Below are 21552 nucleotides of genomic sequence, written 5' to 3' on the forward strand. Positions count from 1 at the left end.
GTCGTGCTGGGACGTGCAGGAAGTCATGCGGGAAACGCCGACAGGTATAGTCCACTTCCGGTCGGCGGGGCAAGATCGAATGCAAGGTTCGCCATGGGTCTTTTCCTAGTTGAGACCTGTCGGAAATATGAGCGAACGCGGTACGCCTTGCCGGAAAAAGAGCCGACATAGCCGCCCGAATGCCGCACTCAACACCCTTGACATCACGGGGCACTTGACCACCTACTGGTTCCTGCGCCACGCAGCTGACAACGTTGTCTCATGTGGGCAGGGAGGGTACCCGTTGTGATGCAGCGGAGAACGCAGCGAAGAACAGGGCACGGACCTGGCACGGCGGTCGTGATCGCGGCCGCCGTCGTCATGACCCTGGGCTCCCGGGGAGCCGCGGTCGCCCTGCCGGCCGAGGCACCGGCCGCCGCGACGCAGTTCGCCTCGTCGTTCGAGCCCGGCGACCCGTCACCGGACTGGACCGACACCGTCGACACCGGCCCGAGCGGCGCTCCGCGCGCCTCGGGCGTGGACGGCGGCTACAGCACCGGCGTCCCCGGCAACGTCACCGACCACGTGACCGACGTGCGGGCGAGCGGCGAGAACACCGGCGCGGGTGAGGTCAAGGAGAACCTCGTCGACGGGGAGTCCGGCACCAAGTGGCTCACCTTCGAGCCCACCGGCTGGGTGGAGTTCGACTTCGACAAGCCCGTCAAGCTGGTGACCTACGCCCTCACCTCCGCGAACGACTACGACGAGCGCGACCCCCAGGACTGGACGCTGCAGGGCTCGACGGACGGCAAGGACTGGAAGACCGTCGACACCCGCAGCGGCGAGGCCTTCACGGAGCGGTTCCAGACCAAGTCGTACGACCTGTCCGCACCGGCCGAGTACCAGCACTTCCGGCTCGACGTCACGCGGAACAACGGCGCCCCGGACATCCTGCAGATCGCCGACGTGCAGTTCTCCACGGGCGGCAGCGGCGGACCGGTGCCCCAGGACATGCTCTCGCTGGTCGACAGGGGCCCGAGCGGCTCACCGACCGCGAAGGCACGGGCCGGGTTCACCGGGACGCACGCCCTGCGCTACGCGGGACGGCACACGGCGACCGGCCGGGCGTACTCGTACAACAAGGTCTTCGACGTGAACGTGAGGGTCGGCCGGGACACGCGGCTGGCGTACCGGATCTTCCCGTCGATGGCCGACGGCGACCTCGACTACGACGCCACCTACGTCGCGGTGGACCTGGCCTTCACCGACGGCACGTATCTGAGCGACCTCGGGGCCGTCGACCAGCACGGGTTCGGACTGTCGCCGCGCGCACAGGGCGCCTCGAAGGCGCTGTACGTCAACCAGTGGAACGACATCTCCTCGGCGATCGGTTCGGTCGCGGCCGGCAGGACGGTCGACCGGATCCTGGTGGGTTACGAATCCCCCGCCGGGCCGGCCAGGTTCCGCGGCTGGCTCGACGACGTGTCCCTGAGGCCGGTGGCCCCCGAGAAGCCCAAGGCCCACCTGTCCGACTACGCGCTGACCACACGCGGCACCAACTCCAGCGGCAGCTTCTCCCGCGGCAACAACTTCCCGGCGACCGCCCTGCCGCACGGCTTCAACTTCTGGACGCCGGTGACCAACGCGTCCTCGGAGAGCTGGCTGTACGAGTACGCACGGGCGAACGACGACGACAACCTGCCGACGATCCAGGCGTTCAGCGCCAGCCACGAGCCGAGCCCCTGGATGGGCGACCGGCAGACCTTCCAGCTGATGCCGTCGGCCGCCGCCGGCACGCCGGACACCGGCCGGGAGGCCCGTGCGCTGGCCTTCCGGCACGAGAACGAGACCGCGCGGCCGTACTACTACGGAGTCCGGTTCGAGAACGGCCTCAAGGCCGAGATGACCCCGACCGACCACGCGGCCGCGCTGCGCTTCACCTACCCGGGCGACGACGCGAGCGTGATCTTCGACAACGTGACCGAGCAGGCGGGTCTGACCCTCGACAAGGAACACGGGATCGTCACCGGTTACTCGGACGTGAAGTCCGGGCTGTCGACGGGCTCCACCCGCCTCTTCGTCTACGGCGTCTTCGACAAGCCCGTGACGGGCGGTGAATCCGGCGGGGTCAAGGGCTACCTCCGCTTCGACGCGGGCTCCGACCACACCGTCACGCTCCGCCTGGCCACCTCCCTGATCAGCGTCGACCAGGCCAAGGACAACCTGCGCCAGGAGATCCCGGACGGCACCTCCTTCGACGCGGTCAGGGCGCAGGCCCGGAAGGTCTGGGACCGGCTGCTCGGCAAGGTGGAGGTGGAGGGCGCCACGGCCGACCAGCTCACCACCCTCTACTCCAGCATGTACCGGCTGTACCTGTACCCCGACTCCGGCTTCGAGAAGGTGGGTTCGACGTACCAGTACGCCTCCCCCTTCTCGCCGATGATCAGCCAGGACACCCCGACGCACACCGGCGCGAAGATCGTGGCCGGCAAGGTGTACGTCAACAACGGCTTCTGGGACACCTACCGCACGACATGGCCGGCCTACAGCCTGCTGACGCCTGCTCAGGCGGGCGAGATGGTCGACGGGTTCGTGCAGCAGTACAAGGACGGCGGCTGGACCTCGCGCTGGTCCTCCCCCGGGTACGCCGACCTGATGACCGGCACCTCCTCGGACGTGGCGTTCGCGGACGCCTACGTGAAGGGCGTGCAGTTCGACGCGAAGGCGGCGTACCAGGCCGCCCTGAAGAACGCGACCGTCGTGCCGCCCTCCTCGGGCGTCGGCCGCAAGGGCATGTCCACCTCGCCCTTCCTCGGCTACACCAGCGACGACACCCGCGAGGGCCTGTCCTGGGCGATGGAGGGCTACGTCAACGACTACGGCATCGCCGAGATGGGCAAGGCGCTGTACGCGAAGACGGGCGAGAAGCGCTACCAGGAGGAGTCGGACTATTTCCTCAACCGCGCCCAGGACTACGTGAACCTCTTCGACTCCAGGGCCGGCTTCTTCCAGGGCAGGGACGCCCAGGGCGGCCGGCGGGTGGACTCGGCGTCGTACGACCCGCGCGTGTGGGGCTACGACTACACCGAGACCAACGGCTGGGGCTACGCCTTCACCGCGCCGCAGGACAGCCGGGGCCTCGCCAACCTGTACGGCGGACGGTCCGGCCTCGCCGACAAGCTCGACGAGTTCTTCGCGACGCCCGAGACGGCCTCCCCCGACTTCGTCGGCTCCTACGGCGGGGTCATCCACGAGATGACCGAGGCCCGGGACGTCCGGATGGGCATGTACGGCCACTCCAACCAGGTCGCCCACCACGTCATCTACATGTACGACGCGGCCGGCGAGCCCTGGAAGGCGCAGGCCTACGTCCGTGAGGCGCTCTCCCGGCTCTACCTCGGCAGCGAGATCGGCCAGGGCTACCACGGCGACGAGGACAACGGCGAGCAGTCGGCCTGGTACCTCTTCTCGGCCCTCGGCTTCTACCCGCTGGTGATGGGCAGCGGCGACTACACGATCGGCTCCCCGCTGTTCAGGAAGGCGACGGTCCACCTGGAGAACGGCCACGACCTGGTGATCAGGGCCCCACGGAACAGCGCGCGGAACGTCTACGTCCAGAGTGTCCGCGTCAACGGCCGCAGCTGGACGTCGACCTCGCTCCCGCACACCCTCATCTCCCGGGGCGGGACCGTCGACTTCGCGATGGGCCCGAAGCCGTCGGCCTGGGGTACGGGCAGGAACGCCGGCCCGGTCTCGATCACCCGGGGCGACAAGGTCCCGACCCCGCGCGCGGACGTCCTGAGGCCCCAGGGCGCCCTGTTCGACAACACGTCGGCGACGCAGGAGGCGGTGACGTCGGTGGACCTGCCGGTGACCGGGTCGGTCAAGGGGATCCAGTACACGCTCACCTCACCGTCGGACCACGCCAAGGCTCCGACCGGCTGGACCCTCCAGGCCTCGGCGGACGGCACCGACTGGCGGACGGTGGACCGGCGTTCGGCGCAGAGCTTCGACTGGGACCTGCAGACCAGGGCGTTCACCGTCCAGCGGCCCGGGACGTACGCGCACTACCGGCTGGTCCTGGACGGTGCGTCGGCGCTGGCGGAGGTGGAGTTGCTGGCCTGAACCGGCGGCAGGGCAGGAGGGGGGGCGAACTCGGCCCCCCTCTTCTCTTTGAACCTTGTCTTCTGAACCCTGTCTTCTGAACCTTTTCTTCGACGGTCCTGCGCGTGCCGGGGGCGGACGGCGGGACGGACGGCGGGACGGGAGCGGGCCCCGCACACCCGGCGGGTTCCGGTCCGCCGGGCGTATGGGAGCGCTCCCATCCCACCTTCATGTGAAGCTAGCGCGGACTGGGGCTGCTGTAAACGGTGTGGAAGGGACGCACTGCTTCCAGGGTGACGCGGCCACCGGCACCGGCGGCTGTCCCAGCGGCCTCCCGGCGGCTTCACGATGCCGCAGGTCAGGGGGGCAGTCGTCGTCCCACCCTCCCAGGGCGCCCGGATCCCCTTGGCGGCCCGCGGCACGCACCGACAGCCTTCTGCCGCCGGGCCACCGAGCCCCCGGAACCGGGCCGATGCCCGAGGCCGAGATCACCGCCGGACCAGCGGGGGTCATCGGCGAGGTGGCCCTCACCCGCGACGTCACGAAGAACGCGCCGCCGGCTTCGACGGAGCCGGCGGCGCGGCACCGAGGACGCCGCACCCCACCACGGCGAGGGAGACCGCCTCGCCCGAACACACGGGAGGAACCATGAACAAGCGCGGGATCACCGCCGTAGCCGCCGGACTCGCCGCCGTAGCCCTGGGGTTCACGCCGGGCACCGCCAACGCCGCCGACAACCAGCCGCTCAGCGCCAGCACCACGGGCGCCTCGGTCTCGCTGACCGTCGACTGGACCGGTTCGGAGTCGTTCACCCTGCGCAACGTGAAGCTGAGTGACACCTCCTGTGACGCCCACCCGGTGTACTTCTACGTCACCGCGCCGGGCTTCCAGTTCCCGAACCACTGGAACTCCAGCGGCTGCGGCACCACCAGCACCTGGAGCAGCCTGTCGGGCAGCCTGGACGGGGGCATCCACAGCCTCGGGGTGACGGTCTGCCGCGACACGACCTTCGACAACTGCAGCTCGTCCGGCGTGTCGATCAACCCCTACGACTGATTCCCTGCGACTGAGTCCCCGGCGACTGACTCCCCGGCGGCGCAGGCCGCCCGCGACCTGTCCCGGTGGTCCGGACGTCGTCCGGACCACCGGTTTTTCCGCGTCCCCGTGTCCTCCGCGGTCCTCGACCCGCCCCTAGACCGGCGCGGTCCGGGCCCGTAGCGGCGACTCGGCGGGCGGGGAGCCGGTGGTGGGGAGTTCGACGGTGAACTCGGTGCGTCCCGGTGCGCTCCGTACGTCGACACGGCCCCCGTGGGCCGCGGTGATCGCGGCGGCGATCGCCAGGCCAAGGCCCGAACCGCCTTCCAGGACACCGGCGCGGGTGCGGGAGGTGTCGGCCCGGGTGAAGCGTTCGAAGACGGCCGGGAGCAGGTCGGGCGGGATGCCGGGGCCGTCGTCGCGGACCCGGATCACCGCGGTGGTCGGGGTGGTCTCCACCGTGGCGGTCACGGTGGTGCCCGCCGGGGTGTGCACCCGCGCGTTGGCCAGCAGGTTGGCCACCACCTGGTGCAGCCGGGCCTCGTCGCCCCGCACCAGCGCCGGGCCGTCGTCCAGGGCGAGTTCGAGCTGCCAGACATGGCCGGTGCCCGCCGCCCGCGCGTCCCACACCGCCTCCGCGAGCAGCGCGGCCATGTCCACCTCGGCCGACTGCAGCGGGCGGCCCTCGTCGAGGCGGGCCAGCAGCAGGAGATCCTCCACCAGGCTGCGCATGCGCACCGACTCGGCGTTGACCCGGCGCCACGCCAGGCCGGGCTCGATGCGGTCCGTGCCCCGGTTCATCAGCTCCGCGTACCCGGCGATCGAGGCGAGCGGGGTGCGCAGTTCATGGCTCGCGTCGGCCAGGAACCGGCGCATCCGCTCCTCGCTGCGGCGCACCTGTTCCTCGCCGCGCCGGCGTTCGGCCAGCGACGCCTCGACGTGGTCGATCATGCGGTTGAGGGCCGCGCCGACCTGTCCGGCCTCGCTGCCCGGGTCGGTGTCCCGCTCGGGCACCCGGGTCAGGCCGGTCAGCTGGTCCAGGCCGAGGGGGGCGTGGGAGACCTCGACGGCGGTGGCGGCGACCCGGCCGAGGGGGCGCAGCTGCCGTCGTATCACCACAGCGCAGACGCAGCCGGCGGCGGTCAGGCCGGCGACGGCGACGGCGGTCTCGATCGCCACCAGTTTGCGGATGGTGTCCAGGACGTCGTCCATGGGCAGGCCGGTCAGGACGCGGATGCCGCCGGCGTCGAGGGCGGCGACCCGGTAGGTGCCGAGGCCGGGGACCACGCGGGTGTGGGTCGAGCCGTCCGGCGTGATGCCCCCGAGGGCGGCGGTCTGGGCGCTGGTGAGGGCGCGCGGGGGCGCGTCGTGGCCGACCACGGCCGCGCTGAGGATGTCGCCCTCGGCGTCGATGCGGGCGGCGAGCAGGCCGGCCGGCTGGCCCCCCTCGTCGAGGAAGGTCAGGTCCCGGGTCAGCTCCGGGTGCAGGGCGGCGCCGCCCGCGTTGCGCTCCACCGCGTCGTTCACCCGGTTGTCCAGGTTGCCCAGCAGATAGGCGCGTTGGGCGAACACCGTGGTCAGGGCCATCGCGGCGCACACGCAGACCAGGACGGCGGTGATGAGGACGAGCAGCCGGGAGCGCAGCGGCCGGCTCCGCGGCCGGGCGGCGGTCATCTGCCGTCCTCCCCGGGCCGTACGACGTGGCCCGTGCCGTGCACGGTGTGGTCGGCGCCGGCCTCCGGGGCGTCGAGGCGGTGTTCGACGGCGTCGCGGAGGGTGAGCATCAGGACGGGCAGCCTCGGCATCTCGTAGCGGAGTCTGCGCGCTACCTGGAGGCCGTTCAGGCCCGGGGGCATGCCGTCGAGCACCGCCGCGTGCGGGGCGCTGCCGCGGGCCGGTCGCAGACCGGTCTGTCCGTCGAGCGCGGGGCAGGGCCGCCGGCCCGCGTCCGCGACGGCGGCGGGCAGCTCGGTGAGAGCCGGCTCGTCGTCGACGATCAGGACGCGGACTGGGCCGGTTCGGGACCCTGCGGAAGCGGACATGTAGCAAGTCTGTGCCGGTTCGCTGAGGAAACCCTGTGTTCCGGCTGGGCTTTGACGATGTCACGTGCGGGCGACGCGCGAAGGGCCGCCGCGGAACGTGTTCTGGCCACGGAGGTGGGTGACGGCGGTCTCGGGGGCGATCACCTCGCAGCCTTCCGACCGGGACCGGACCGGCTACGCGCCCTTCGCACCCGAGCTGCCGGAACGCCTCGCACGTCGACCAGGCCGTCAGCCCGCATCAGCCGTCGGCGGCACCCGTGCGCGGCTGTCGGTAGGGCCGTACCGCGCGGCGCGCTATGGCGAAACGGTGCGTCTCCGACGGGCCGTCGTAGATCCGGAAGGGCCGCACCTCCCGGAACAGACGGGCGAGCGGGGCGTCGGCGGCCGACACGCCGAGGGCTCCGCAGATCTGCACCGCCCGGTCGACCACTCGGTTCACCGCCTCCGCCACGAAGATCTTGGACACCGAGGAGAGTTGGGAGGCCGCGGCGGAGCCGGTGTCCAACTCCCAGGCCGTACGCAGGATCAGGGCGCGGCTCGCCTCGATGTCGATCTCGGAGTCGGCCAGCATCTGCTGGACCATGCCGAGGTCTCCCAGTGCCGAGCCGAACGCCCTCCGGCTCCCGGCCCGCTCCAGCGCGATGTCCTGGGCGCGGCGGGCCGCTCCCAACCAGCGCATGCAGTGGGTCAGCCGGGCGGGACCGAGCCGTGTCTGGGCCCCCTCGAAGCCGTGGTCCACCGCGCCCAGCACCTGCTCGTCCCCCACCACGCACCCGTCGAAGACGATCTCGCTGTGCCCGGCGAAGAGCGACTCGTCGAGGGTCTCGATCGTCCGGACGAGGCGCATGCCGGGGGTGTCGGCGTCCAGCAGGAACATGGTGGCGCCGCCCGGGTCCCCCGGGCTGCCGGAGGTGCGGGCCATGACGATGGTGAACCCGGCTCCCTGGGCACCGGTGATGAACCACTTGCGCCCGTCGATACGCCAGCCACCCGGCACCCGGGTCGCGGTGGTCCGCAGCAGGCGGGGATCGGCACCCGCTCCCGGAGCCGGTTCGGTCATGGCGAAGCAGGACCGTGTCTCACCCGCGGCGAGCGGACGCAGATACTTCTGCCTCTGCTCTTCCGTGGCCGCCTTCTCCAGCAGGTGCATGTTGCCTTCGTCCGGGGCCGCGCAGTTCAGCGCCAGCGGCCCGAGCAGCGAGTAACCCGCCGCTTCGAACACCACCGCCTGGCCGCGCAGATCGAGCCCGTGGCCGCCCCAGCGCTTCGGCACGTGCGGAGCGAACACACCCGCGTCACGGGCGGCTTTCTGCAGCCTCTCCCGCACCGCCTCGGGGGCGTCGTGCACGGACCCGCCGCATTCGCGCTCGGCCGGGACGACCACCTCGCGCACGAACTCCGCAGTGGCTTCCGCAAGTTGAGCGACAGCAGGATCGACATCGAACTGGATGGGCACGGGACCTCCCGCCGACGGGCGTACGGGGCATCGTCAGCCGACGCCTCCTAGAAACTGTATAGCGTGTCTAGTATCTTGCCCGGAAGCCCCGGCGACGGGAAGACGACGGGAGAGACGCCCATGAACCCGACCGAGAGCACCGGCCCGGTCCGTACGGTCCGCCATCCCGACGGCGTCGTCGAGCTGAGGCTGGACGATCCCGGCCGCGGGAACGCCCTGGATCTCGAAACGGCCGAGGCACTGCGGGACACCGCGTCGGAGGTGGCCGCCGACCCGGGCGGCGCGGTCCTGCTGCGGGCGACGGACGGCAGTTTCTGCGTGGGCGGCGACCTGCGCGCGTTCGCCGGCCGCGGCCCGGAGACCGGCGCCTACGTGCACGCCGTGGCGAGCGCCGCACACGCCGCAATACAGGTCCTGTACGAGCTGCCGGTCCCGTTGGTGACCGCTGTGCGCGGAGCGGCCGCGGGCGGCGGGATCGGTCTCGCTCTCGTGGGCGACATCGTCCTGGCGGCCCGGTCCGCGCGGTTCCGGCTCGCGTACACGGCGGTCGGACTCACACCGGACTGCGGGGCGTCGTGGCTCCTGCCCCGTCTGGTGGGCCCCCGCAGGGCGGCGGACCTGATCCTCACCAACCGGGTCCTGACCGGCGACGACGCCGAACGGTGGGGCCTGGTCTCCCGGTCCGTGCCCGACGCGGAGCTGGACGGCACCGCCCACCGGACCGCGGCCGGTCTGGCCGCCGGCGCCGGCGCAGCGCAGCGCGCCGCGAAGACACTGCTGCGCCTGGGCACCGGTGACGATCTGCGTCGCCACCTCGCCGAGGAGGCGCGGTCGATCGCCGCCCTCGCGGACGGCCGGGACGCACAGGACCGCATGACGTCGTTTCTCGCGACGAAAAGTGTTTCTTGAGTCCCTCTTCACTAACAAGCCCGCAGGGGCGTAACCTCCGGGCAACACAGAACCGAGCCAAAGGTGTGGCGATGCAATCTGCTGCCGTGGACCTTCCGGACGCATCCGACGAGCCCCTCACCGAAGCCGTCGTCGACCTTGTTCTGCGTGGCATGTGGCGCGGCCGTCCGGACTCCGACCACCGGCCGCTGGTCAAGGCCGGGCTGGCGACGGTGAAGGGGCCGGTGGTGCTGCCGACCGAGCGGGCCAAGGCCTTGGTCGCGCGGTCGCTGCGGGTTCCCGCCGGCTCCGAGCAGGAGGCGCGGATCACCGCGGTGTACGAGGCGTTCCTGCCGGTCAACCGGAAGATCCGAGACGTGTGCACGGCATGGCAGTGCCGCCCCGACGGCACCGCCAACGACCATTCCGACGACGTCTACGACGCCGGGGTGCGCGAGGCACTGGAGGACGTGCACGAGGCCATCCAGCCCGTGCTCCGCAGGCTGGACCGGGTGCTCGCGGGCAGTGGGCAGTACCTGGCGGCCCTGGAGGACGCCCTCGACCGCTTCGACGACGGCGCGCCGGAGTGGCTGGCCTCGCCGCTGTGCGACTCCTACCACACCGTATGGATGCGGCTGCACCAGGAGCTGCTGCTCGTGCTGGGCATCAGCCGGGCCGAGGACGAGGCCCGTGAAGAGGACTTGGTGGCAAGGGGGCGGGGGTGAGCGTCACCGAGCGCGAGGCGGGCCTCCCCGCACCGTCCGAGGCATCCCCCGCTCCGTCCGACAGCCCCGGGCCTCCCGGACGGATCCTGGTGCCGTACGGCCAGGGACGCATCCGGGGCCTGGACGCCGACGAGCTGGGCGCGCACGGCGCGGCGATGGACGGGCTGGTGGCCCTCGGTCTGCCGGTCGTTCCGGGGCTCACCGTGCCCGCCTCCTCCGCCGCGTCGCTGTGCGAAACCGCCACCGCCGAAGCCGCCGTGGACCTCGTCGAACAGCTCTCGGGACGGCGGATCGGGGACCCGGCCCGGCCGCTGCTGCTGCGCCTGTCGGCGAGTGCGCCGACCGAGATCGCCGGGCTGCCGCCGGACCTGGCCTGCCTCGGCGCGGCCCCGGGCACGGCCGACGACCTGTGCGCCGTCATCGGGCGGGCGGACGCCTTGCACGAGGTGTGGGCCGCCACCGTACGCGTGATCGCCGAACACGCCCTGGACGTTCCCGGTGCGCTGCTCGACGACGCCCTCCTGGACACGCCGGAGCCGCGGGCCCGGGTGGAGGTGCTGCTGTCCCTGGCGGCGGAGGAGGGCTCCCGGCCCTTCCCCGACGACCCGGCACAACAGCTGGCGCTTGCCGCCCGTGCCCTGCTCGCTCGGTGGGACTCGCCGCGTGCGCGAAGGTCCCGCCGTGTCCAGCGGCTCCCCGCCGACCTGGCCCTCTCCCTGCATGTGCAGGCCCTGCGCATCGGCCCGGCGGACCACTCGGGCTACGGCACGGCGGTCAGCCGCGATCCCGAGACCGGGCGTCTGTCCCCGCAGGGCTCCTTCTTCCGCGGGGTGCGCCGCAGCGCCCCGCCGCCGCACTCCGGTGAACCGCTGGACCGGCTCGCGAGCGGCACCGCGCTGCTGGAGCACTCCCTGCTCACTCTGGAGCGGTACCTGCGCGCGCCGGTGTCGGTCGACTTCGAGGTGCGCGACGACGAGATCTCCCTGCTCGCCGCCTCCGCCCAACTCCGCCCGCCACTGCGGGCGTCGGTGTGTCTGGCCACGGACCTCGGCCGGGACGGGGCGCTCGGCCATGAGGAGGCCGTCCGTCGCATCACCCCCGCACAGGTACAGGAACTGCTCCACCCGCAACTGCGGCTCACCGGCGGGGAGGAACTCCTCGTCAGGGGCCTGCCCGCGTCGCCGGGAGCGGCGACCGGGACGGTGGCGCTCTCCAGCGAGCGGGCCCTGGAACTGGCCTCGGAAGGCACCCGGGCCGTGCTGGTGGCCGCCGAGACGACACCGGCGGACGTGCCCGGCATGCTGGCCTCCGTCGCCGTGCTGACCGGCAGCGGCGGAATCGCCTCGCACGCCGCCGTGGTCGCGCGGGGCGCCGGCAAGCCCGCCGTGTGCGGCGCCGAGGGGCTGCGCGTGGACCGGGCGGCCGGAACGGTCCGCTTCGGGGAGCGCGTGGTGCGCGAGGGCGACCCGATCTCGTTGGACGGCCGTACCGGCGCCGTCTACGCGGGCACGCTGAGCGTCAGTGTCGCCGGACCGCCGCCCGAACTGTCCACGTTGCTGACGTGGGCGGACGACACACGCCGGCTGGGCGTGCGGGTCAACGCCGACACGGCCGCCGAGGTGGAGACGGCACTGGCGCTGGGCGCGGAGGGCGTCGGGCTGTGCCGTACGGAGCACCAGTTCCTCGGCGAGCGGCTGCCGCTGATCCGCCGGGTCCTCCTGGCCGCCGACCCGGCCGGCCGTGACGACGCCCTGGTGGCGCTGGAACGCGCCCAGCACGAGGACTTCACCGCGCTGCTGGCCGCCGTGGGGAATCGCCCGGTGACCGTGCGCCTGCTGGACGCCCCGCTGCACGAGTTCCTGCCCGCCCCCGGGGAGGCCCTGGACACGGCCGAGGAACAGCGGGCCGCCGCGCTGCGCGAGGCGAACCCGATGCTCGGCCTGCGCGGGGTGCGGCTGGCGCTGCTGCACGAGCGGCTCTACCCGGCGCAGGCCGAGGCGCTCTTCACCGCCTGGGCCGATGTCGCCGCCGGCGGGGTCCGGCCGGAGCTGGAGGTGATGATCCCGCTCGTCAGCCTGCCGGAGGAACTGGCCGCCGCGGCCGCATACGTACGCGGTGCCGCCGACGCGGTCGCCGCCCGCACCGGGGTGACGGTCCCCTACCGGCTCGGCACGATGATCGAGACCCCGCGCGCCGCGCTGCTGGCCGGGGAACTCGCCGAGCACGCCGAGTTCTTCTCCTTCGGCACCAACGACCTCACCCAGCTCACCTACGGGTTCTCCCGGGACGACGTCGAACGCCAGGTGCTCGCCTCGTACCAGGAACGCGGGTTCCTGACCGCCAGCCCCTTCGCCCGGCTCGACCCGCACGGGGTGGGTGCACTGGTCGCCCTGGCGGCCGAGCGGGCCCGGAGCGTACGGCCCGGCATCAAGCTGGGCGTGTGCGGTGAGCACGGCGGTGACCCCGAGTCGATCGCGTTCTGCGACGGCCTCGGCCTCGACTACGTCTCGTGTTCCGCGCACCGCGTGCCGGTGGCCCGGATGGCTGCCGCGCACAGCGCGCTGCGCGCACGCGACGACTCCAGCGGGAGCACACGATGACGAGCACCGTGACCGAGACCGACGGCACAGCACTGTCGGACACCGAACTGGAAGACCTCCGCGAGACCGTCCGCGCGGTGTGCGCGGACGCCGGCGGCACCGCCGCGGTACGCCGGATGTCCGAGGAGGCCCCCGGCATCGACGCCGGGCTGTGGGAGACCCTGGGCCGACAGGTCGGCCTCGCGGCTCTCGGCCTGCCCGGGTCGGCGGGAGGCATCGGCGGACTCGCCGGGATCGCCGCCGTCTGCGAGGAGCTGGGCCGGGCTCTGGCACCGGTGCCGCTGCTGTCCTCCACCGTGCTGGCCGGGCAGGTGCTGGCAGGCTGCGGCACGACCGACGAGGCGCTGGGCAAACTGGCGGAGGGCGCCGTACACGCCCTGGCGGTGGTCGCACCCGATGGGACGTGGCGGGCCGACGCCGTGCCCGTGGGCGTCTCCTGGCAGGGGAGCGCCCCGCGTCTGGACGGCACCGCGCCGTTCGTCCTCGACGGCGCCGATGCCGAGACACTCGTGGTGGCCGCGGCCGGCACCGACGGCGTGGACCTCTTCCTGGCCGACCCGCGAGAGCCGGGCGTCACGGTGCGCCGGGTGCCCACCCTCGACCTCAGCCGAGGCCAGGCGATGGTCACCTTCGACGGCGCACGGGCCCGGGCACTGACCGCCGGCGGCGAGGGGGCGGACGTCGTCTCCCGCGCACTGGACGTGGCCCTCGTGGCCCTGGCTGCCGAACAACTCGGCGGAGCCCAGGCCGCCTTGGACATGACCGTGGCCCATGTGCGCCACCGCACGCAGTTCGGCAGGGCGATCGGCGGCTTCCAGGCGGTCAAGCACGCCTGCGCCGACATGCTGCTCCAGGTCGAGTCGGCACGGTCGGCCGTGGTGCGTGCGGTCCGGGCGGACGGCTCACCCCGAGCGCTGGCCGAGGCGGCGGCGGTGGCACAGGCGTGGTGCGGCGAGGCATTCGTCTCCGTCGCCGCCGAGTGCGTGCAACTCCACGGCGGAATGGGCTTCACCTGGGAGCACGACGCGCACCTGTACTTCCGGCGCGCGCAGTCCGACGCGGTGCTGCTGGGCGGCGCCGCGCATCACCGGGAACGGCTGGCCGTCCTGCTGGGCTGGTGACGTGGAAGGAGGGCGGGGACATGACCACCAGGCTCATCGACGAGTCGCTGTTCGAGAACCCGGACGACCGTGAGCGCGACGACCGTGCGTACGGCGACGGGGGCGCACCGCGTCTCGTGGGCGCCCGCTGCTCCGCGTGCCGCACCGTCGTCTTCCCCCGGCACGACTCGTGCCCCAGGTGTGCGGACGGGGTGATGTCCGAGCAGGTACTGCCGGTCAAGGGGCGGGTGTGGTCGTGGACGCTCCAGGCGTTCCCGCCGAAACCGCCGTACCGGCCGCCGGCCGGCGGCTACCGGCCTTACCACGTGGGCTACGTGGATCTCGGCGAGGTACTGGTCGAAGCGCGGCTGGCGGTGCCCCGCGAGGAGATCCGGATCGGTCTGCCCGTCCGGCTCACCCTGGTGCCCGCCTACGACAGCGAGGACGGGACCAAGGTGTTGACCTTCGCGTTCCGCCCTGAGCGGGACGAGGAGCGATGAGCCGGGTCGACGAGGTGTACGTGGTCGGATGCGGGATGCACCCCTTCGGCCGCGACGAGAGTGTCACCGGCCTGGGCATGGCCGAGCGGGCCGTGCGAGCGGCGCTGGCCGACGCGGGTGTCGCCTGGGAGGACATCGGCTACGCGGCCGGCGGCTCCGACGTGTCCGGCAAGCCGGACACACTGGTGGGCCGTCTGGGTCTGACCGGAGTGCCCTTCGTCAACGTGCAGAACGGCTGCGCGACCGGTGCCTCCACGGTGCTCGCGGTGGCCAACGCGCTGCGCGCGGGCGAGGCCTCCCTGGGTCTGGCGGTGGGCTTCGACAAGCACGAACGGGGCGCGTTCCACGTCTCCGCGGCCCGCTACGGCCTCGGCGACTGGTACGCCGAGACCGGCATGATGCTGACCACCCAGTTCTTCGCCCTGAAGACCCAGCGGTATCTGTACGAACACCACATGTCCGAGCGGGCGCTGGCGTTGGTGGCCGAGCGAGCCTTCCGCAACGGCGCCCGGCATCCCCTGGCGTGGCGGCGCAAACCGCTGACCGAGCGGGAGATCCTGGACTCCGCCGAGGTCAGCCCGCCGCTCACCCAGTACATGTTCTGTTCGCCCGGACAGGGAGCGGCAGCCCTGGTCCTGGCACTCGGCGACCGGGCGTTCGACCTGTGCGAACGCCCGGTCAGACTCGCGTCGTTGGCCTTCCGCACCCGGCGGTTCGGATCGTTCGAGGTGTTCTCTCCGTGGCTGCCGCCAGGACCCCACCGCAGCCCCAGCGTAGACGCCGCGGAGGCGGCCTTCCGCACGGCGGACGTACGGCCCGCGGACGTACAGGTCGCGCAGCTTCAGGACACTGACAGCGGCTCGGAGTTGATCCATCTGGCGGAGACCGGACTGTGCGGCCACGGCGAGCAGGAGGAACTGCTGGCCGCCGGAGCCACCGATCCCACGGGCCGGATACCGGTCAACACCGACGGCGGCTGTCTGGCCGGCGGGGAGCCCGTCGGCGCCTCCGGGCTGCGGCAGTTCCACGAGGTCGTACGACAGCTGCAGGGCCGGGCGCCCGGCCCGCAGGTACCGGGCGCTCCCCGGGTGGGCTTCACCCATGTGTACGGGGCGCCCGGGATCAGCGCCTGCTCGGTCCTGACGGTGTGAGAGGCGGCGAGCATGCCAAGCGGCGCGCCGGCCGAACCGCGCTGGTGACCGGCGGGGCACGCGGACTCGGGCTGGAGATCGGCCGGCAGCTCGACGAGGACATCCTGCGCGCGCCCCTGGACACCAGCCTCGCCGGCACGGGCGTCCTGGTCGGCGCCGCCGATCTTGGCTGGACCCGCAGCGGCATGGGCGGCCCGTCCGCCCCGCGCGGGCCGGAGGAGGGTGCGGACACCCCGGTCCGGCCGGCGGCCCTTCCCGACGGCGACGCGACGACGGCCGGGCTGTTCGCCGGCCGCAGGCCCCTGCCCCGGTGAACCTCTCAGGTCCGGGACGGAGCCCTCTCAGGTCCGTGACGTCGCCTTCTTCTCCGGCTTCTCCTGCCCCGCCGGTGTCTCCTCGGCGGCGACGATGCGCAGCGCCAGCTCCCTGACCGCCTGCAGCACGGCCGCTGAGGGCAGTCGTGACAGCGGTCCTCCCTCCGCCCGCAACGCGGTGACCAGCATCGTCGTACTGATCAGCGTGCGGACGGCGAGCGCCTGTCCCGCGTGCCGGGCCTTCGCCGCGCGGGGGCTGCGCGTGCTGCCCTCGGGCAGGTAGTCGTAGCCACGCTGGATGTGCCGCTGCTCGAACTCGTCCCGCAGCACCTTCACGCTGCCGTTGGCGGAGGCGACCTGGACCTGGTACAGCCGGGCCTCGTCGGGGTTGCGCTCCACCCACTCCCATACGGCGTCGATGACGCGGACCAGGCCCTCCGCGTCACCCGGCTCGGACTCCGGCCGGGCCGCCTCCACGACCGCGTTCAGCTGGTCGAAAACCCGGCGCATGGCGAGTTCGAGCAGTTCCTCCTTGCCGTCGAAGTGGTAGTAGACGGCCGTGGGGACCACCTCGGCCTCGTCCGCGATGTCCTGGATGCTCGTCTCGGCGAATCCGTTGCGGCCGAAGACCCGTACGGCGGCGGCGATGATGTGCTGCCGCCGCGAGGGCCGGTGGGCGGGCTGTTTGCCGTTCTTCGTGGTGGCCATCCTGCTCCCTGCCCGCTGCCGTCAGTCCGCGCCCGTGTTCTCCGGTACTGACCATTGTATCCAGTAACTCCGACCCACCGACGGCAAAACTCCTGCTGCCCACGGGCCTCCGGCGGGCTCAGGTCCCGGCATACTTGACACCATGACGACATCCGGAACCCGTCCCGCTCATCGCCCCTCGCGCAAGCAGTGGGTGATCGAGGCGGCCACCGAGTTGTTCGCCACCCAGCCGCCGGACGAGGTGACGGTGGCCGACATCGCCTCTCGCGCGGAGATGACCTCGGCCGCGGTGTACTACCACTTCTCCTCCAAGGACCAGGTCCTGGCCGAGGCCATGCGTGCGTTCGCCGCGGCGCTGCGCGAGCAGCTGCAGTCGATCACGGAGGCCCAGGAGCCCGGCTCGCACACCGGAGCGGCGATCACCGCCCTGCTGGCGTGGATGGCCGAGAACCGGTCCGCCGCCACCGTGTTCTTCGTGTCGTCGACCGGTATGAGCCAGGAGGCGGAGGCGCTCCGCCAGGAGAGCCGTACGCAGTTGCTGGAGGAACTGGTGCGGCTGGTGCGCAAGTCCCGCGCGTCCGTCTCCGACGCCGAGGCCGCGGTGAACGGCCTGGGCCTGCTGGCGCTGCTGGAGACCGCGGCCACCTCGCAGGTCCGGGGCGACGACGTCTACCGGTCGCTGGGGCACCGCTCGTTCGTCCGCGAGGTCGGCGATCTCGCGGAGCGGATCGCCGACCCGGCCTGGTAGACCCCGGATCACACCAGCAGACGCAGGGGCTTGCTGAGCAACTCGCCGACCGTGCGCAGATACTCGGCGGCGGGTGCGCCGTCGACGGCACGGTGGTCGAAGGTGAGGCTCAGGGTGAGCACCCGGGTCCGCAGCGGCCGGTCGTCCACCCACTCGACGCCGTCCCTGAGCCTGCCCACGCCGAGGATTCCGACATTGCCGGGGTTGATCACAGGGGTGAAGAAGTCGACGCCGTATCCGCCGAGCGAGGTGACGGTGAAGGTCGCCCCCTCCAACTGCGCGGGGGAGATCCGCCCCTCGCGCGCGGCCTGCGCCAGCTCCTTCGACCGGCGGGCGATCTCATGCAGGGGCAGCGCCGCCGCGTCCTCGATCACGGGGACCATGAGGCCGCCCGGTACGGCCACCGCGAAGCCCAGGTGGACGGCGTCGAGCAGATGGATGCCGTCGTCCAGGACGGTCGCGTTGAGCAGCGGGTGCTCGCGCAGGGCCAGGACCGCGGCCTTCAGCACGAAGTCGCCCAGGCTGGGGACCGGCAGTTCGCCGTCGGCCCACTCCTCTTTGAGCCGCTCCCGCAGGGAGACCACCGCGTCCATCCGCACCTCGTAGCCGTGCGTCAGCTGTGCCATCTCCTGGAGGCTGGCATGCATCCTGCGTGCGATGGTGCCGCGCATCCCCGTGAGGGGGAGGACGTCGCCGGGCTGAGGAGCCGCGTTCCGGCGAACGGGGGTAGGCGGGGCGGAAGGAGCGGAAGGAACGGTAGGGGCTGCGTCGAGGTCGGAGCGGCGGATCCGGCCTCCCGGGCCCGTGCCGTTCACCCCGGACAGGTCGATGCCGCGTTCCTTCGCCAGCTTGCGGACGAGGGGCGAGGAGGGGGTGCCGTCCTGCGGGGCCGGTGGGGCGGGGACGCCGTGGTCGACGGGGACGCCGTGGTCGGCAGGGAGGGCCGCGAAGAACTCCTCCACGTCCTCGGAGACGATCCGGCCGCCCGGTCCCGTGCCGCGCACGGCGGTGAGGTCGACGCCGACGGCCGTGGCGACCCGGCGGGCGTACGGCGAGGACAGGAGCCGGCCACCGGTGCCGGCGGGGTCGGGTGCCGCACCGGTGCCGCCGAGGGCGGCCGGGGCGCCCGCGCCCGCACCGCCACCCGGGGCAGCCACGGCCGCACCCTCACGACCACCGCCGCCGGACACGGCGGCCGCACCCGCACCGCCACCGCCCGCCGCAGCCGTGGCGGCCGTGTCCCGGTCAGTCCCGGATCCGGCGGGCGTCGGCGCGCCCGGCGCCTCCGGTGGCTGTTCGCCCTCGGCCAGCAGCCAGCCGATGAGGGTCCCGGCCGGCACGGTGGAACCGGCCGGGACCACGGGATGGAACAGCCCTCCGGCCTCCGCCTCGACATCCACGTCGACCTTGTCGGTGGCCAGCCTCAGCAGTGAGTCGCCCTCGGCGACGGCCGCGCCGACGGGCACCAGCCATTCGTCGATCGTGCCTTCCTGCATGGTCAGGCCGATCTTCGGCAGCAGAACCTCGACCGCCACGTCGGTCACGACCTTTCGAGGAGGCGCCGGCACCCCTGGGCGATGCGGGCGCGATCGGGCACGTACGCCTTCTCCAGGACCGGTGAGAAGGGCACCGGGGAGAAGGGGGCGCCGATGCGCAGGACCGGCGCGTCCAGGTAGTCGAAGACCACGTCCTGGATCTGGGCGGCGATCTCCGCCCCGAGTCCGCCGAAGGTGACGGCCTCGTGCACCACGAGGACCCGGTTGGTACGGCGGACGGAGGCGAACATCGTCTCCGTGTCCAGCGGCTGCACGGTACGGGGGTCGATCACCTCGATCTCCACGCCCTCGGCGGCGAGCTCGTCGGCCGCCGCGAGGGCCTCTCCCACCATGCGGCCCAACGCGATCACGGTGACGTCGGAGCCCTGCCGCGCGGTGTGCGCCCGGCCCAGCGGGATGCCGTAGATCTCCTCGGGCACTTCGCCGGAGCTGCCGAGCAGCACCTTGTTGAGCATGACGACGGTGGGGTTGTCGTCCCTGATGGCCGAGACCGTCAGGCCCTTGGCGGTGTACGCGTCACACGGCATCACGACCTTGAGGCCGGGCACATGGGCCAGCCACGCCTCCAGGCTCTGGCTGTGCTGGGCCGCCGCGCCGAGGCCCGCCCCGGAGGCGGTGGTGATGGTGAGCGGCACGGACAGCGCGCCGCCGAACATGTACTTCATCTTGGCCGCCTGGTTGACGATCTGGTCGAGGCAGACGCCGATGAAGTCCATGAACATCAGGTCGACGACGGGGCGCAGGCCACGGGCGGCGGCGCCCACGCCGAGGCCGACGAGGGCGGCTTCGGAGATCGGGGTGTCGATCATGCGGCGGGGCCCGAACTCGTCGAGCAGGTTGTCGAACATGCGGAACACGCCGCCGTATCCGGCCACGTCCTCGCCGGCGACGAAGACGTTCTCGTCCTCGCGCATGGCCTGGGCGAGCCCCTCGTTGAAGGCCTTGACGTAGGTGAGTCTGCGCGTGGCGACGACGGGTGCCTCGGTGGTGGTGGTCATGGCGGTCATCCCGAGTAGACGTTGAGCAGCAGGTCGGCGGGGTCGGGCAGCGGGCTTGCCTCGGCGTGGGCGATGGCTTCGGCGATCTCCTCGCGCGTGCGCTGCCATACGTCGTCCAGTTCCGCGCGGGTGGCGGTGCCGTCGGCGAGGGCCCGGGTCTCGATCAGGTCGATCGGGTCGCGGGCCTTCCACTCGGCGACCTCCTCGTCCGAGCGGTAGGGGTGGCGCAGGCCCTTGACGCCCTGGTGGTCGAAGTAGCGGTAGGTCTTGGCCTCGATCATCATCGGGCCGGCGCCGGAGCGGGCCCGTGCGACGGCGTCGGTCGCGGCGCGGTGGACGGCGACCGCGTCCATGCCGTCGACGATCACGCTGGGCATGCCGTAGGCGGCGGCCCGGTCGGCGACGTCGGTGAGCAGCATGTGCGCGGACTGCGGGGTGAACTCGGCGTAGCCGTTGTTCTCGCAGACGAACACCACGGGAAGGCCGAGGATGGCGGCCATGTTGGCGCCCTCGTGGAAGGCGCCGATGTTGGTGGAGCCGTCGCCGAAGAAGGTCACGGCCACGCTGTCCTCGCCCTTGTAACGGGCGGCGAAGGCGGCGCCCACGGCGATCGGGACGCCGGCCCCGACGATGCCGTTGGCGCCGAGCATGCCGCGGGTGAGGTCGTTGATGTGCATGCTGCCGCCGCGGCCGAGGCAGGCGCCGGTGACCCGGCCGTACAGTTCCGCGTACATCGCGCGGAAGCCGACACCCTTGGCCACGGCGTGGCCGTGGCCGCGGTGGGTGGAGGTGATCTGGTCGTCGTCGCGCAGGGCTGCCATCACGCCGGCGGCGACGGCCTCCTGGCCGACATACAGATGCAGGAAGCCGGGGAGTTTGCCCGCCTCCATGAGTTTGCCCGCCTCGGTCTCGAACAGCCGGATACGCACCATGCGTTCGTGCAGATCCCTGATGACCGCGGTACTGACCTGCGGGGATTTCTTCGACGCCGTGGACGCTCGTTGAGCCATCGTCCGCCCCTTCGCCCGAGGGAGGTTGCCAAGCAATCGGAGTTACTTGTGTCGGTCTACAGTAACCGGCATGCAGGAACCTTACTGAACAGCGCCTCTAATTACTACGCCTCGACGCAGGCTCGCCGCCGCGCCCGTCCACCAGCTCCACGACATTGCCCTCCGGATCCCGCCAGAAGCTGATCCGCCGACCGCCCGCACGGACGACGACCGGGTCCGACAGGGGCCGGGCACCCGCGCCCGGGAGGGCCGCCACGATCGGCTCCATGTCGTCGACATGAAAGGTGAGATACGACAGTCCCGGCCGCCCGGCGGACCAGGGCGCCGCACCTGCCGACACGGGCGCCGACCGGGGCAGGATCAACTTGACGCGCCCCCCGGAGGGCACCCGCAGCCAGGCGACGGCCAGCTCGCCGCCCAGCCCGGCCGGACCCGCGACGGACTCCGGCACACGGGAGCGGCGCTCGGCGCGACAGCCGATCACGCGCAGTAGAAGCGCTCCATCAGGGCGAGGTCCCGCACCACCACACCCACCTCGAACGGCCGCGTCACGACCAACACAACCACCCCCACGGGACCCCGAGCGGCGACTTCCCCACTTTCTATTGACAGACCACACTAAGTCCTGTTGCAGTTTC

The 21552-nt window shown here is 72.3% G+C and carries 18 protein-coding genes; 10 read left to right on the forward strand and 8 right to left on the reverse strand.

Annotation, left to right across the window (positions count from 1 at the left end; genetic code table 11):
* Nucleotides 1–360: 360 nt before the first annotated feature.
* Together AB0M11_RS01515 and AB0M11_RS01520 are read left to right on the forward strand one after the other, a co-directional pair.
* Complete coding sequence (locus AB0M11_RS01515; protein ID WP_365700328.1) at nucleotides 361–4104, forward strand: GH92 family glycosyl hydrolase; 3744 nt, start codon at nucleotides 361–363, stop codon at nucleotides 4102–4104.
* A 627-nt stretch (nucleotides 4105–4731) separates the two neighbouring features.
* A complete protein-coding gene (locus tag AB0M11_RS01520) occupies nucleotides 4732–5139 on the forward strand; it encodes a hypothetical protein (RefSeq protein ID WP_365700137.1) in 408 nt (135 codons plus the stop codon).
* Between the two features lie 135 nt (nucleotides 5140–5274).
* Here AB0M11_RS01520 and AB0M11_RS01525 read toward each other — a convergent pair whose 3' ends face one another.
* The 3 genes from AB0M11_RS01525 to AB0M11_RS01535 form a co-directional block, all read right to left on the reverse strand.
* Nucleotides 5275–6792: an ATP-binding protein gene (locus AB0M11_RS01525; protein ID WP_365700139.1), complete on the reverse strand. Its 1518-nt coding sequence runs from the start codon at nucleotides 6790–6792 to the stop codon at nucleotides 5275–5277.
* The gene (locus AB0M11_RS01530; protein WP_365700141.1) at nucleotides 6789–7160 is read right to left on the reverse strand and encodes a response regulator; all 372 of its coding nucleotides are present in this window, start codon (nucleotides 7158–7160) and stop codon (nucleotides 6789–6791) included. Before AB0M11_RS01530 ends, AB0M11_RS01525 begins: the two co-directional genes overlap by 4 nt.
* 238 nt (nucleotides 7161–7398) lie before the next feature.
* Entirely contained in the window at nucleotides 7399–8616 is a 1218-nt protein-coding gene (locus AB0M11_RS01535) for an acyl-CoA dehydrogenase family protein (RefSeq protein ID WP_365700143.1), read from the reverse strand.
* Nucleotides 8617–8736: 120 nt separating this feature from the next.
* Here AB0M11_RS01535 and AB0M11_RS01540 point away from each other — a divergent pair, with 120 nt between their 5' ends.
* From AB0M11_RS01540 to AB0M11_RS01570, 7 genes are all read left to right on the forward strand, one after another.
* Nucleotides 8737–9525 carry an enoyl-CoA hydratase/isomerase family protein gene (locus AB0M11_RS01540; RefSeq protein ID WP_365700145.1) on the forward strand — a complete coding sequence of 263 codons (789 nt, stop codon included), beginning with the start codon at nucleotides 8737–8739 and terminating at the stop codon, nucleotides 9523–9525.
* A 71-nt stretch (nucleotides 9526–9596) separates the two neighbouring features.
* Nucleotides 9597–10229, forward strand: a complete 633-nt coding sequence (locus AB0M11_RS01545; protein ID WP_365700147.1) for a hypothetical protein — start codon at nucleotides 9597–9599, stop codon at nucleotides 10227–10229.
* Nucleotides 10226–12829: a putative PEP-binding protein gene (locus tag AB0M11_RS01550; RefSeq protein ID WP_365700149.1), complete on the forward strand. Its 2604-nt coding sequence runs from the start codon at nucleotides 10226–10228 to the stop codon at nucleotides 12827–12829. The genes AB0M11_RS01545 and AB0M11_RS01550 overlap by 4 nt, the downstream gene beginning before the upstream one ends.
* A complete protein-coding gene (locus AB0M11_RS01555) occupies nucleotides 12826–13950 on the forward strand; it encodes an acyl-CoA dehydrogenase (protein ID WP_365700151.1) in 1125 nt (374 codons plus the stop codon). Before AB0M11_RS01550 ends, AB0M11_RS01555 begins: the two co-directional genes overlap by 4 nt.
* A gap of 20 nt (nucleotides 13951–13970) precedes the next feature.
* Nucleotides 13971–14429, forward strand: coding sequence for an OB-fold domain-containing protein (locus AB0M11_RS01560; RefSeq protein ID WP_365700153.1), 459 nt, complete (start codon nucleotides 13971–13973; stop codon nucleotides 14427–14429).
* Entirely contained in the window at nucleotides 14426–15580 is a 1155-nt protein-coding gene (locus AB0M11_RS01565; protein ID WP_365700155.1) for a thiolase family protein, read from the forward strand. The genes AB0M11_RS01560 and AB0M11_RS01565 overlap by 4 nt, the downstream gene beginning before the upstream one ends.
* Nucleotides 15577–15894 (forward strand): hypothetical protein, encoded by a 318-nt coding sequence (locus AB0M11_RS01570; protein WP_365700157.1) that lies wholly within the window; start codon nucleotides 15577–15579, stop codon nucleotides 15892–15894. Before AB0M11_RS01565 ends, AB0M11_RS01570 begins: the two co-directional genes overlap by 4 nt.
* Nucleotides 15895–15921: 27 nt before the next feature.
* On the opposite strand, the gene AB0M11_RS01575 is transcribed toward AB0M11_RS01570, so the two are convergent.
* On the reverse strand, nucleotides 15922–16602 hold the full coding sequence (locus tag AB0M11_RS01575) for a TetR/AcrR family transcriptional regulator (protein WP_365700159.1): 681 nt from the start codon (nucleotides 16600–16602) through the stop codon (nucleotides 15922–15924).
* Nucleotides 16603–16744: 142 nt separating this feature from the next.
* Between AB0M11_RS01575 and AB0M11_RS01580 the strand changes: the two genes are divergently transcribed.
* Entirely contained in the window at nucleotides 16745–17350 is a 606-nt protein-coding gene (locus tag AB0M11_RS01580; RefSeq protein ID WP_365700161.1) for a helix-turn-helix domain-containing protein, read from the forward strand.
* An 8-nt stretch (nucleotides 17351–17358) separates the two neighbouring features.
* Here the strand turns inward: AB0M11_RS01580 and AB0M11_RS01585 are convergent, their stop codons facing one another.
* From AB0M11_RS01585 to AB0M11_RS01600, 4 genes are all read right to left on the reverse strand, one after another.
* Nucleotides 17359–18885 (reverse strand): 2-oxo acid dehydrogenase subunit E2, encoded by a 1527-nt coding sequence (locus AB0M11_RS01585; protein ID WP_365700163.1) that lies wholly within the window; start codon nucleotides 18883–18885, stop codon nucleotides 17359–17361.
* 5 nt (nucleotides 18886–18890) lie between these two features.
* Complete coding sequence (locus AB0M11_RS01590; protein WP_365700165.1) at nucleotides 18891–19904, reverse strand: alpha-ketoacid dehydrogenase subunit beta; 1014 nt, start codon at nucleotides 19902–19904, stop codon at nucleotides 18891–18893.
* A 5-nt stretch (nucleotides 19905–19909) separates the two neighbouring features.
* On the reverse strand, nucleotides 19910–20914 hold the full coding sequence (locus tag AB0M11_RS01595) for a thiamine pyrophosphate-dependent dehydrogenase E1 component subunit alpha (protein WP_365700167.1): 1005 nt from the start codon (nucleotides 20912–20914) through the stop codon (nucleotides 19910–19912).
* A 97-nt stretch (nucleotides 20915–21011) separates the two neighbouring features.
* On the reverse strand, nucleotides 21012–21398 hold the full coding sequence (locus AB0M11_RS01600) for a VOC family protein (protein ID WP_365700169.1): 387 nt from the start codon (nucleotides 21396–21398) through the stop codon (nucleotides 21012–21014).
* Between the last annotated feature and the right edge of the window lie 154 nt (nucleotides 21399–21552).

The sequence above is a fragment of the Streptomyces sp. NPDC051987 genome, from assembly GCF_040680735.1.
Lineage (GTDB): Bacteria > Actinomycetota > Actinomycetes > Streptomycetales > Streptomycetaceae > Streptomyces.